A 12,236-nucleotide genomic window follows, 5' to 3' on the forward strand; every position below is an offset into this window, starting at 1 on the left:
CTTGGTTTAGGGGCGTTTCCGCCGGCGGTTAACCGGCGGGTTTTGCGCGATAGGCGGCGCGGCCTGCAACCCAAGTTCCGGCGATGGCCGGTGTTGCCCCGTCGGGCCAGTCCACCAGCACCAGATCGGCCCGTTTGCCGGTCTCGATACTGCCGCGATCCGTCAGGTTCATCGCCTTTGCCGGGCCGCTGGAGATCAGCGACCAAAGCGCCAAGCGGTCGGCCCGCTTCTCCCGGTCCATCCGGTCCACCGCTGCCAGCATCGCCGGATAGTAGTAGTCCGAAGCCAGCATGTCGCACAACCCGGCCTCGACCATGTCGGCCGCCCCAAGAGAGCCGATATGGCTGCCGCCGCGCACCGCGTTGGGTGATCCAAAGATGATCAGGTCACCGTTGTCGCGGGCATCCTGCGTTGGCGCCATGGTCATCGGGAATTCGGTCGTGGTAGCGCCGATCCCGCGATAAAACGCACGCGTTTCGGCCTGCGTGTCGTCATGGCTGAGCATCGGGATGCCCTTGGCCTGCGCCTTGGCCGCAACCGAGGTGATGGTGTCAACCACGTCGGGCCGGCGATTCCAGACGCGTTTGATCAACGCCATGAAGTCATCAAGCTCCAGCCCGGTCCGCGCCGCGATTTTGGCCCAGCGTTTCTGCGGCAACTCAAGGTCATCAAAATCGACAACGGCGTAATCGGGGTTGTGTTCCCACAGCCGGTCCTGAATGCGCGTGTCATAGCTGCGCATCGACATGGACAGGTGGTCGTTGAAGGCAAGCGAGGGTTTCAGCGGCGCGTCAAAGGCCCAGTCCAGCGCGTCCAGCGCTTCGAAGGCAAAGGTCTCCCACCGCAATTGCACGCGGTTCTCGACGGTCAGCCGGGGGGCCAGATCGCGGATCGCCTGCATCATCTCGCGCGCCTTTTCAACGCTGCGCAGGCCCGGTTCGAAACTCAACGTGATCGAGTGATAGGTCGTCGCGATGCCATTGGCGGCCAACTGCCGGTCGGTTTCCAGCACCGCGGTCTCGATGGGAAAGAAAACACCCGGACGCGGCATGACCTGCCGCTCAAACGCATCCCCGTGCACGTCGATCAACGCCGGTGCCAGAACCAGACCACGCGCGTCGATCACCTCGCCCCGCGCAGATCCGCCGATTTCGGCGATGTGGTCCCCGTCGATCGTGACATTCGTCTCGACAATCTGATCCGGCAGATAGACCTGTGCCCCCTGAAAAGTGAAAGTCACTACAGCCGCTCCATCGTCAGGTGCCAGTGAAAGCTGCCTTCGCTTTCGTGTTCCTGATCACGCAGTGACAGGCATTCGAACCCCGAAAACAGCGACAGCAAATCTGCTGCTGAACAGAAATAATGCGGGTGGCGTTTGTCACCCCTGTCGGTATCGAACACCCAGGTGTTGCGCGAGATTTCGCGGCCCGGCGCCTTGGTCAGCTCATAGGGCAGGCGGCGCTTTGACAGCATCGTGCCAAGAAAGGTGCCGCCGGGTTTCAGAACGCGGCGGATCTCGGCGATGGTGCGCAGCAGAATGTCCTCGTCACCGTGATAAATAACGTTCCAGCTGAGAACGTGGTCAAAGCTGTTATCCTCGAACGGCAGCTCATGCATACGCGCCACAACCGTTGTCACACCCGCATCGGCGGCATCGATTGCTGCCATGCCATCGGGTGCTGCGTCCAGTGCGGTCGCCGCAAAGCCGGACTTGGCAAGCGCCAGCGCATGCCGCCCAACACCGGCGCCCAGGTCCAGGATCGCGGCACCCGGCTGCAGGCCCGCGGCCCACTGATGCACGTCGTCTTCGGGTGTCAGCCACTTTGCATCGACGTCGCCCGCCCAATGCGCGTTCCAGTGTTGGTCAGCTGTATCTGTCTTCATCGCTGTTCTCCGATGATCTTGGTCCGGGCCCAGCCCGAAAGTTGTTCAATGCCAATCACCACAACAGCGATCATCAGGATCACGGTCATGGCGCTGGGATAATCAAAAAGGTCAAAGCCCACTTTCAGCTCAATCCCGATGCCGCCTGCGCCAACAAGGCCAAGGATGGTCGACGACCGAACTGCTTTCTCCAACGCAAACAGCGAGGTTGAAACAAAGGCGGGCATCGCGGCGGGTACGGTGGCGCAGGCCACAACGTCCAGCTTGCGCGCACCGGTAGCTGTCAGCGCCTCGGCGGGGCCTTTGTCAACGCCTTCCATGTCATCGGCAAAGAAGCGTCCGCAAAAGCCAACGGTGTCGATCATGATCGCCAGCATGCCCGCAAAGGGGCCAAGGCCCACGGCAACCACGAAGATCAGCGCCCAGGCAATGTCAGGCACCGCGCGGATAAAGCCAAGGGTGGTCCGCACCGTCTGGTTGATCCACTTTCCGGCCACCAGGTTGCGCGCCGCCAGCAACGCAACCGGCACAGAAAGGATCACACCCAGAACCGCGCCAGCCAGCGCGATTTGCAGGGTTTCGACCATTTTCCACCCCAGCCGCTCCAGCGTGCGCGCCTCAAGGTTTGGCGGAAATGCGCGTTCGATGAAATCGGCAAAACGAGGGGGCGAGGTGACTACCTTCTCGACCGAGAAGCCAGCGCCTGCAAAGCTCCACAGGATGATCACAACCGCGGCCGCATAGCCAAGGAATGCAATCGCCGAGGGCCGCTCGATCCGCGACGGGACGTGGGTGTTCAGATCAGTCATAAAGCCCCCGAAGGTCGGTCTCGCTCAATTTGTCAGCGCGGGAATCCAGCGGCATCTTGCCGCCGGACAGCCCCAGAATGCGATCGCCATACTGCAGCGCATGCGTGATGTTGTGAGAGATGAAGACGACGGTCACGCCCTCGTCCTTGGCAAGCCCAAAAAACAGGTCCATCACGTCTTCGCCCGCAGACGGATCGAGCGAGGCCGTCGGCTCGTCCGCGATCAGGATCTTGGGTTTGCCCACCAGCGCCCGGGCAATTGCCACCCGCTGTGACTGCCCCCCCGACAGGCGGTCCGCGCGACGGTCCGCCAGATGGGCCAGCCCGACACGCTGCAGCGCCTCCATCGCGGCATCGCGAGAGGCAGCGGGCGCCAAGGCTTGGCTCCAATGCCGAATGCCGGAATGCTTGCCCAGCAGGCCCTGCACCACATTCGACAGAACCGACAGCCGCGGCACCAGGTTATGTTTCTGCGACACCAGACCGATCTGCCCGCGCATCGCACGCAAGGCCTGCGCGTTGGCCGAAGTTACTTCGGTTCCCAACACGTCCACCGTGCCGCCATCGGCCGGGATCAGCCCCATCAGGCAGCGCAGCAGGGTCGACTTGCCGGTGCCGTTTGCACCCACGATGGCCACGGCCTCACCCCGGCTCAGGCCAAAAGAGATGTCTTTGAAAATCTGCACGTCGCCAAAGGTCTTCGACAACCCGGTGACGCGAATGTCTACAGGCAAAACCGGGGCACTCTGTGCCCCGGTTCCGACCGGCTGCGTGTTCGCGGCCGGCTTATCAAGCACTCGATCAGTCACCGAGGAAGTTGTCGAACTGCGGGTAGCCCGCGTTGGTGTACATCGCGCGCACCGAGTTATAGGCGCTGTCTTCGATCGCAACCAGGTCCATGCCGGTGTACTTGTCGTTCTCTTCGTGGGCCAGAATGCCCGCGATGATCGCGTCTTTGTTTTCGATAATCGAAGTCTGAACCTTTTCAGCAGCCGCCGCGTCAACATGCGCGCCAACCATGATCATGTCGTTGGGCAGGTCGCCCGAACGTGCGATGATCTTGAAGAAGCCAGCCGGCACCGAAGTGTCTTTGCCGCGCACGCGCAGCCACGAGTTGTGGTTGGTGCCCATGGCAGCAACGTCGCCCGCCTTAACGGCTTCGTGGCCGATGTTGCGCGAGGTGTGCAGCGGTTCAAAGTCGCCCAGGCCCAGACCCAGATCAGCCATCAGCTGCGTGGGGCACAGGTGGCCCGAGGTCGAACCGATGTCCGACATCGCGATCTTCTGACCCTTCAGGTCAGCAACCGAGTTATAGGGGCTGTCGGCGCGCACGATGACGGCGCAGAAATAGTCAGGGCGACCCAGACCGATCAGCGGGGTGGCTTTGGTCAGCTTGTTGATGACCACGTATTCGGCAGGACCCGAAACAACAAAGTCAACGGTCTCGGCGCGCAGGGCTTCGGCCGCTGCGGTGCGCGAGTTCACGGCAAAGAACTCAAAGCTTTCGCCAGTGGCTGTTTCCAGCGCTTCTTTGAACGGACCCCATTCCAGCTGCAGGCGCTCCATGCCTTCAACGTCGGTAACGGCAATTTTCCAGGTTTCCGCAGAGGCCGAAACGGCCGCGGCAACAGCCAGCGCAGCGCCGGCAAGAATCGAACGGAATTTCATGGTTTTCTCCCTGTAGAAATTCATTCGGATCAATCGCCGAGCTGTGTAACCACCGGGTGACGGTTTATTGATGTTTCTTCGAAAAGATCACAACAGATTGTTCTGCCCCGCGATCAATCGCGATCACACGACACCGAAAATCCTGATGCATTGCCGTAAATAGCGGTGGCCGCTATTCCTCCAGCTGCTGCAGATCGTGAATGATGATGGCGCTGCGCGTGATCTCGACCACGCCTGCGGCTTTCAACTTGTCCAGCGATTGGGTCACCCATTGCCGCGTCGCACCAACAATGGCCGCGATCTGTTCATAAGTGACGGTGCGGTCCACCACGATCGTGTTGCCTTCGGGGCGTCCGGTTGTGTTGGCAAGGATAACCAGCAACTGGCTCAGCCGTTCCGAAACCGACCGCGTGCCCAACATCTGGATCAACGCGGAATAGCTTTTGCCCTTGGCCACCAGCCCCTCGATCACGCCAACGGCCACGTCGGGCACCTCGCGCACCAGTTTCAGCAGGCTCGTGCCCGACAGAAACAGCAGCTCGCAAGGTTCCAGCGCATCAGCCGACCACACATGCCGCCCGCGCGCAAAAACCTCGGGGCCGCCAACGAAATGGCCGCTGCTCCAATAGGCCAGCGTGATTTCACGCCCCGACGGTCCGGCGTAATAGGTGCGCACGCGCCCGCTTTCGATGATCCAGACCCCGGTATGGGGCGCACCCTGGTGAAATATCCCGTCACCCTTGGCGAACCGGCACCGCGAACCAAGACTGCGCACCCGCTTCTGGTCATCCGGCGACAGGTCCGTCAAAAAGCCCGCGCCCTCGTTCAGCTCGGCGAAGTATTCGGACAGAAAAATCGCCCCGACCGGGCTGTCAGAAGTTTCGGTGTCGTGCATCATTCACGTGGCTCGGCCGCAAGGTATTGCGCAATGGCGGCAAGTGTTGCGTCACCTTGTGGCAGCAATGCGGGATGGTCAACGCCCAAGGGGCCAGGCCGCCGCGCGCCTGACTGGAAATCCTGCATCTGCTTGGTCAGGTAACCGGCATGCTGCGCGGTCAGGAAAGGCACACCCGACAGCTCGGCGGCCTGATCGTGGCAATTGCCACAACCGGCCTCGGCATAGGCCGCCCGACCGGTGCCGTCATCGGTTGCCGGGGCGGGCGCGGGGGCGTCCTGCGTGGCGAACCATTCAACGGCAACAGGGATCTCTTCGGGTTTCAACTCGGTCACGATGGCCATCATCTGGCCGCCATCATTGGTGCGGTGCCCGGTCAAAAACCCATGAACCTGCGTCGTCAGATAGTCCGGATCCTGCCCGGCAAGGTTCGGAAACTTGGCCGTATGCGACACGCCGAACAACCCGTGACACAGCGCGCAGCGCTCGTAGGGTGGGAATTCATCCGCGGCGAAATCGGCCAGCGCAGGGCCGGTCGACATGGCAAGGCATACCAGCGCCGCCTTAAGATCCATGTTTGTGGTCGTGATGCTTGTCATGGCCATGGCCGCTGTGATCATGCGCCTTGTGCCTCTTCATGACCATCGCGGTCACCTGCTCGACCTCGCCATTGGCAAATTCCAGCGACAGCTCGATCATGTCCCCTTCGGACACCGGCGCCTTCGGTTTCATCAACATGAAATGAAGGCCGCCATGTTCGAAGGTCACGGTTGTGCCGGGCCCAATTTCCACCAGATCCACGGCGCTCATCATCGCGACGCCGTCTTTCTCGGTGGATTCGTGAATATGCGCCATGGCATAGGCCGGGGCCGACACGCCGATCAATTGCCGCGGGGTGTCCCCGGTGTTCGTGATCGACATAAAGGCCGCATGCGCCGCCACGCCCGGAGGGGCCAGCGGAATGATCGGGTTCTCCACCGACACCCCATCGGCAAAGGCAAGGCCGGGCAGGCACATCAGGGCAAGGGCAAGCCGTTTCATTGGGAAAGTTCCTTTCGATACGAGATCTGCATGCGGGCCAGAAACTCGGCGGTCTGGCCGGGGTCAAACGGAGGCTGCAGCTTGGCCCGCAAAGTGCCATCGGGGGCGATGACGGACACGGACGAGCTGTGCTGTACCTCGTAATAGCCAGACGAATCCGGCGTCATGATGCGATAGAAGCTGTCCGTCGCCTCGACCAAGGCGTCGATCTGATCGCGGGCGCCGGTAAAACTGCGGAAATCGGGGTGAAAGAACTTGGCATATTCACTGACCGTTTCAGCGTCGCGATCCGGATCGACCGAGATAAACACCACCTTGGGAACGTTGTCGGGCCGCACGCGCAGGCTGGTTTCGCTGACAGCGGCCTCGAGGTTGCCAAGGGTAAACGGGCAGACATCCGGGCAGGACAGGAAACCGAACATCACGATGGTCCAGGCATCGGTCAGGTCGCGTTCGGTAAAGGTCTCACCCAGGTCGTTGGTGTAGACAAAGGCGGGCATTTCCACCGGTTCGTCCAGCATCACACCCTGCACCTGCGCGGTGGCGGGCACGGCAAAGGCGACGATCAGCGCTGCAAGAAGATGTCTCATGTGTTCTGGCTTTCAAAGGCTTTGCGGCTTTCTGCCTTGATCGTGTCCAGGCAGAACTGGCGCGCCTTGATGTATTCCGGGGTCGCGGCCATGTCGGTGGAACGCGGGCGGGGCAGGTCGATCTTGACGTCTTCGATGATGCGCCCCGGTGCGGCGCTCATGATCAGAACACGGTCCGCAAGGAACACGGCCTCGTCCACGTCATGGGTGACAAAAACAACCGTGGTGCCGAACTTGCGCCAGATATCCAGAAGGCTTTCCTGCATCATCAGGCGCGTCTGCGCGTCCAGCGCGCCAAAAGGCTCGTCCATCAGCAGAACCGACGGGTAATTGGCCAGCGCCCGTGCAATGCCCACGCGCTGCTGCATGCCGCCCGACAATTCGGCCGGATAGCGGTCGCCAAACTTTTTCAGCCCCACGAGTTCCAGGAACGTATTGGCGGTTGATCCGGCCTCGATCCGGCCGTGCCCGGCCATTTTCGGGCCGAAGGCAACGTTTTCATACACCGTCTTCCACGGCAGCAACGAATATTGCTGAAACACCATGCCGCGGTCGGGGCCGGGGCGGTCCACCTTTTTGTCGTCGATGGTAACCTCGCCGGTCGATGGCGCGACATAGCCGGCAATTGCGTTCATCAATGTCGACTTGCCACAGCCGGACGGGCCAAGGATGCACACGAACTCGCCCGCCGCGATGTCGATGGACGTGGTTTCCACGGCCAGATGCGCATTGGCGCCCGTGCCAAAGCTGATCGACACGTCCGCGACCGAGATTTGCCCTTTGCCCTTTTCGTCAGGCTGGCGCGGGGTTTTGAATTTCAGAACATCAAGCATGTGAAGCCTCTGCAATTGGTTCGGGCTCAGGTCGTGATTTGTGCCACGCAAGGAAAAGGATCAGTGCCACCAACAGGCCGAAACCACCGCCCGTCAGAACCGGGCCCATGGTTTCCATCGCCAACGAGGTCGACACGCCCAGCCCCAGCATGGCCAGCCCCACCACCCAGGACGGTGTGGCGCAGCAGACGACCCAGCTCATCGTGGCGTTTGTCATGGCCACCAGAACCGCGCCCAACCCGGTTGTTGCGCGCAAGGTGCCGGTGTTCGCGGTGCTGCAGGTCTCGCGCCGGGTCAGGGCCATGCAAAGCGACACGGTGGCCCCCAGAATGAACAACACCAACAGGCGGGACGGAACGACGTTCAGGCTCCATTCCGAAATGCCCATGCCATAGTCGTAGTTCATCTTGCCAATCTCCAGCAGCCACTCCTCCCACACGATGGGGGGAATGTCGGACCACGACGGGGTAGACTTGATGATCCACGCGACATTGGCGACCCAGTTGTAACCGGTGACATAGTTCGGAAGGGCCTGAAACCGGACGATCAGGGCGATCATCATCAGGACCTGAAACAGCAGGGCAAAGATCAGACCATGCAAAAGCATGCGCTTCCAATTGCCGCGAATATCGGTCCAAAGGGTAGAAAACATCGCGCGCATCAGCGGGTCCTTTTCTGCCATTTCAACATCGGTTTGGTGATCATCTTCACGGCTGCGGTTGACCCGGTGCCAAGGAACCCGATCACCAGCATGCCAACGACGATGTCCTGATAGTTGATCAGGCTATACGCATCCCACGTGAAATAGCCGATGCCATACTGGCCCGAGATGATCTCGCCCGCCAAAAGCGAGAACCAGCTGACGCCCATCCCGATGGCAAGACCGGCCGCAATCGACGGCAGTGCCGCCGGGATCACCACGTGCCGGAACACCGCCCAGCGGCTGGCGCCCAACGACTGCACCGCGCGCACCAGAACCTCGGGCGTCTGCTCGACGCCATGCAAGGTGTTCAGAACAATGGGAAACAAAGCACCCAGGAAGGTGATGTAGATGATCGAGCTTTCCTCGGTCGGCCACATCAGGATGGCCAACGGGATCCAAGCCACGGCCGGGATCGGGCGCACGACCTCGATATAGGGCATGATGAACGCGCGGGCGATGCGCGAGCGGCCCATGATCAGGCCGATGAAGATGCCCAGCACCGTGGCCAGAGTGTAACTGATCAGGATCCGGCGCATCGATACGCCGATATGGGTCCAGAATATCTCGGTCTGGATATGGCCGACGAACGCGGTCAGCACACGCCATGGCGACGGCACGTTCGAGAAATTGATGTAAAAGTCCAGGTTGATGGCGGTTGCAAGGTGCCACAGCAGCGCGCCGGCGCTGAGGGACAGGAAGACCATGCCAATGCTACCGGCCTGCTTGCGACCGATGCGCAGCGCGGATATCGGGCTGGCCTTGGGGGCAGGCGCGGGCGCTGCCTTTGCCGTGGGCCGTGGTTGCGTTGCTTGGTTCGCAACTTCCTTGGTCTGTAAAGCCGTCGCCATCTTGTCAGCCTTCTGTAAAACGTTTCAGGCCGGGGCGCTGACGCCCCGACCCCTGCCTATCAAGACGGGCCGTTAGCCTTCGGAGATGAAGTCGGCGATGGCCTCGTCAAAGCTGACCAGCGCCCCACCGGTTTTGCCGGCATAGGCCTCGGCCTCGCCCTTGCGCAGGAAGGTGGCATAGTCGTCACCCGACTTGACCCAGAACGCGGTCTTGCCGAACAGTTTCAGGCCGGTTTCCACGTCATAGACATAGGTGGCGTTCACCAGTGCCGCCGTGGCGCGAATGTCTGCCATGGCTTTCAGGAATTCGGGCAGCGTGCCGAACGAGGCCACGCCATCGCGCGAGTGCCAGATTTCCATCGGCAGGCCCTTGTTTGCCGCCAGCGGGTCAACAACCACGGCTTTTTCGGCCTCATAGTCTACGCCCAGGTCAGCATAGGCCGCCTTGATATAGTCCTCGTTGATCCATGCGTCGAAATCCAGCGGCGGAATGGCTTTTTCCTTGACCAGAACACCGTGGTTGAACGCCAGCGCATCCACCCATTCCTGTTTCACGGTCGGCTCAAGCGTCAGGTGGCCACCTTCCGAGAAGTACAGGTACAGCACCTCTTTCTCGACGCCGGTCCAGCCTTCCATCAGGGTCACGGCCTGCATGGGATCTTCGCGGATCCATTCGCCCGCCTCCCAAACGGCCTTGATGAAGGCCTCGACCACTTCGGGGTATTCAACGGCAAAATCTTCGCGCACCACGACACCGTGCAGGTAGGGCACACCGGTTTCCGAGCCGTCAAAGATCTTGCGGCCGGTGCCGCGGAATTCCATGATCTCGGACCACGGGCAGAAATCCGAGTGGGCGTCGATCTTGCCGGCGGCGATATTCGCGGCACCTACGGCGGGGCTCTGGTTTTTCAGAACGTATTCCGAGGTGGGAATGTTGTTGTCCTGCATGGCTTTCAGCAGCATGCCCCAAGCGGCCGAACCAACCGGGGTGGACACTTCTTTGCCGGCCAGCTGATCGATCGAGTACAGATCGCTGTCGACCGGCACAACAATCGCGTTGCCCGAGCCCTTTAGGTTGTAACCCGTCCCGGCCACGTAAAGCGTGCGCAGGCTGTCGGTTTCCTGAAACTTGGCGCCGTTTACGATCAGCGGATAGTCACCCATCACGCCAAAGTTCAGCTTGTTGGCCAGCATCTGGTTGGTGATCGGCCCACCCGAGCTGTAATCCGCCCAGCTGACATCGTATTTGGCGTCGGCATATTTGCCGTCCGTGGGCAGGTATTTTTCCAGCAGGCCCAGCTCTTTTACAACGATACCGGCGGTGTAGGTGTCGGTACACATGGACTGGTGCCCAATGGCGATACTGATCTTTTCGGCCGAAGCCATAGAGGCCATAGATACCAGCGATGCACCAAGCAACGCAGACTTCAATGTGTAGTTCCTGATCATAGCGACGTTCCCTTAGAAGATTTCAGTAAGTCGAAACTGAAATCAGTATCAGGGCAGTTTTCTGCGGTGCAAAACGCCAGCCGTTAACAAATTGACAGCATTTCCCGTTTGCCCATTTTTTCGCCCACTTATTTCGGCTTTGGGGCGCAATTTGTCACTTTCGTGACGGGATTTCCGCGAATCGATTCGAAAAAAAATTCTTTAAATACAATAACTTAAGTGCATTTTTGGGCGACGAAAGCGCCCCTGACAGCAATGCTGTAGGGGTTTTGCTTTCACGATGTCGGCGCCCGAAAACCGGGGTTTCAGGCCGCCATTTTACCCAAGGCCCAGCGTACGTTCTTGCGTACATCCGGGTCGGTATCGTCTTCGTATTTCTGCAGGAACGGCACCGTTTCCGGCACTGCCAATTCTCCCAGAACCGCGGCGCATTCCTTGCGCAGGTTTGGCACAGGCAGATCCATCATCGGACCGATTTCCATGGCCGCATCGGTGGCGCCCAGTTTGCCCAGCGAGCGGACGGCCTTCAGCCGAACCTGCCAGTAATCGTCATCCAGAACCGTACGCAGGGCGGGAATGCAGCCCGCGCCTCCGGTTTTCGCCAAGGTCTCGGCAGCTGCTTCGCGCACGATCCATTCGGGGTCTTGCATCCCGTCGATCAGGGTTGCCTCGGCATGTGCGGACTTGGAGAAGCCCAGCGCCGACAGCGCCGTGCGCCGCACCTTCGCCGAGGCGTCATGTGCTGCATCCCGCAAGGCGGGCAGGGCGGTTTCATCCTGCAGCCAGCCGATCACGCCAACCGCTTCGATCCGCACCACTTCCGAGCTGTGTTGCAGCGCGGCAATGGCCGGGCCCATGGTCTCGGGGCGGCGCAGTTCCTTGATCCCGGCCAGGCATGCGGCCAGCTTGACCTCGTTCTCGTCCGACAGATGCGGCAAGATCGCGTCGCCCGAAGCGGGGTCCTTCAGCTCGGTCAGGCTGATCGCTGCCGCGTCCACCACTGCGGCGTCGCTGTCGGAAAGGGCCACAACCAGCGCGGCGGCGGTTTCCGGGCCGTCGAAATCGGTCAGGCCCTGTGCGGCCTGTTTGCGCACACCGGCATCCGCGTCAGTGATCGCCCTGGCCAGATACGGGATCGCCGCGGGGTCGGCGCTGTCGGTTAGATCCATCACCGCCATGATCCGCGCACCGGGCGAGGGGTCGTCCAACCCTTCGGCCAGGTCCTTGATGTCGTCGAAATCTTCGAAAAGTCCGCTCACGTCCGCCTCACTTCAACAGATAGGGAAGGTTCACGGTGACCGCGCCGGTGGGGCAATCCGCCTCGCACGGCATGCAGTACCAGCATTCGTCGTATTTCATATACGCGGTCTTGCCACCGTCGTCGGTTTCAACGATCCGCAGCACGTCCAGCGGGCAGACATCCACGCAAACGGTACATCCCTTATCCGCGATACACAGGTCGTCATTCACGACCACGGGCACGGTGGTAGAGGTTTGTGCAAGGGGCATATCGTGAG

Annotated in this window: 15 protein-coding genes; all 15 read right to left on the bottom strand. The window is 60.9% G+C overall.

From position 1 onward, the window contains the following. Positions 1-28: 28 nt before the first annotated feature. On the bottom strand, positions 29-1,240 hold the full coding sequence (locus ACMU_RS16790) for an alpha-D-ribose 1-methylphosphonate 5-triphosphate diphosphatase (RefSeq protein ID WP_035261949.1): 1,212 nt from the start codon (positions 1,238-1,240) through the stop codon (positions 29-31). Beyond that, positions 1,240-1,884, bottom strand: a complete 645-nt coding sequence (locus ACMU_RS16795; RefSeq protein ID WP_035261951.1) for a class I SAM-dependent methyltransferase — start codon at positions 1,882-1,884, stop codon at positions 1,240-1,242. Before ACMU_RS16795 ends, ACMU_RS16790 begins: the two co-directional genes overlap by 1 nt. Beyond that, entirely contained in the window at positions 1,881-2,693 is an 813-nt protein-coding gene (gene phnE, locus ACMU_RS16800; RefSeq protein ID WP_035261954.1) for a phosphonate ABC transporter, permease protein PhnE, read from the bottom strand. The genes ACMU_RS16795 and phnE overlap by 4 nt, the downstream gene beginning before the upstream one ends. Beyond that, positions 2,686-3,501 (bottom strand): phosphonate ABC transporter ATP-binding protein, encoded by an 816-nt coding sequence (locus ACMU_RS16805; protein ID WP_152544665.1) that lies wholly within the window; start codon positions 3,499-3,501, stop codon positions 2,686-2,688. Before ACMU_RS16805 ends, phnE begins: the two co-directional genes overlap by 8 nt. Beyond that, positions 3,494-4,360 (bottom strand): PhnD/SsuA/transferrin family substrate-binding protein, encoded by an 867-nt coding sequence (locus ACMU_RS16810; RefSeq protein ID WP_035261955.1) that lies wholly within the window; start codon positions 4,358-4,360, stop codon positions 3,494-3,496. The genes ACMU_RS16805 and ACMU_RS16810 overlap by 8 nt, the downstream gene beginning before the upstream one ends. Before the next feature lie 172 nt (positions 4,361-4,532). Then, positions 4,533-5,255, bottom strand: a complete 723-nt coding sequence (locus ACMU_RS16815; protein ID WP_035262054.1) for a Crp/Fnr family transcriptional regulator — start codon at positions 5,253-5,255, stop codon at positions 4,533-4,535. Then, positions 5,255-5,830, bottom strand: a complete 576-nt coding sequence (locus ACMU_RS16820; protein ID WP_051588412.1) for a c-type cytochrome — start codon at positions 5,828-5,830, stop codon at positions 5,255-5,257. The genes ACMU_RS16815 and ACMU_RS16820 overlap by 1 nt, the downstream gene beginning before the upstream one ends. Continuing rightward, a complete protein-coding gene (locus tag ACMU_RS18925; protein WP_051588413.1) occupies positions 5,820-6,296 on the bottom strand; it encodes a copper chaperone PCu(A)C in 477 nt (158 codons plus the stop codon). The genes ACMU_RS16820 and ACMU_RS18925 overlap by 11 nt, the downstream gene beginning before the upstream one ends. Beyond that, positions 6,293-6,886, bottom strand: coding sequence for an SCO family protein (locus ACMU_RS16830; protein ID WP_035261956.1), 594 nt, complete (start codon positions 6,884-6,886; stop codon positions 6,293-6,295). The genes ACMU_RS18925 and ACMU_RS16830 overlap by 4 nt, the downstream gene beginning before the upstream one ends. Next, positions 6,883-7,719 carry an ABC transporter ATP-binding protein gene (locus tag ACMU_RS16835; protein WP_081805586.1) on the bottom strand — a complete coding sequence of 279 codons (837 nt, stop codon included), beginning with the start codon at positions 7,717-7,719 and terminating at the stop codon, positions 6,883-6,885. Before ACMU_RS16835 ends, ACMU_RS16830 begins: the two co-directional genes overlap by 4 nt. Beyond that, positions 7,712-8,371, bottom strand: coding sequence for a hypothetical protein (locus ACMU_RS16840; protein WP_161635701.1), 660 nt, complete (start codon positions 8,369-8,371; stop codon positions 7,712-7,714). Before ACMU_RS16840 ends, ACMU_RS16835 begins: the two co-directional genes overlap by 8 nt. Positions 8,372-8,379: 8 nt before the next feature. Further along, positions 8,380-9,270: an ABC transporter permease gene (locus ACMU_RS16845; protein ID WP_051588414.1), complete on the bottom strand. Its 891-nt coding sequence runs from the start codon at positions 9,268-9,270 to the stop codon at positions 8,380-8,382. Between the two features lie 72 nt (positions 9,271-9,342). Beyond that, positions 9,343-10,719, bottom strand: coding sequence for an ABC transporter substrate-binding protein (locus ACMU_RS16850; RefSeq protein WP_035261961.1), 1,377 nt, complete (start codon positions 10,717-10,719; stop codon positions 9,343-9,345). A 305-nt stretch (positions 10,720-11,024) separates the two neighbouring features. Then, positions 11,025-11,978 (bottom strand): HEAT repeat domain-containing protein, encoded by a 954-nt coding sequence (locus tag ACMU_RS16855; protein ID WP_035261964.1) that lies wholly within the window; start codon positions 11,976-11,978, stop codon positions 11,025-11,027. 7 nt (positions 11,979-11,985) lie between these two features. Continuing rightward, positions 11,986-12,228 (bottom strand): 4Fe-4S dicluster domain-containing protein, encoded by a 243-nt coding sequence (locus ACMU_RS16860; protein ID WP_035261967.1) that lies wholly within the window; start codon positions 12,226-12,228, stop codon positions 11,986-11,988. Positions 12,229-12,236: the final 8 nt, after the last annotated feature.

This window comes from Actibacterium mucosum KCTC 23349 (genome assembly GCF_000647975.1).
Lineage (GTDB): Bacteria > Pseudomonadota > Alphaproteobacteria > Rhodobacterales > Rhodobacteraceae > Actibacterium > Actibacterium mucosum.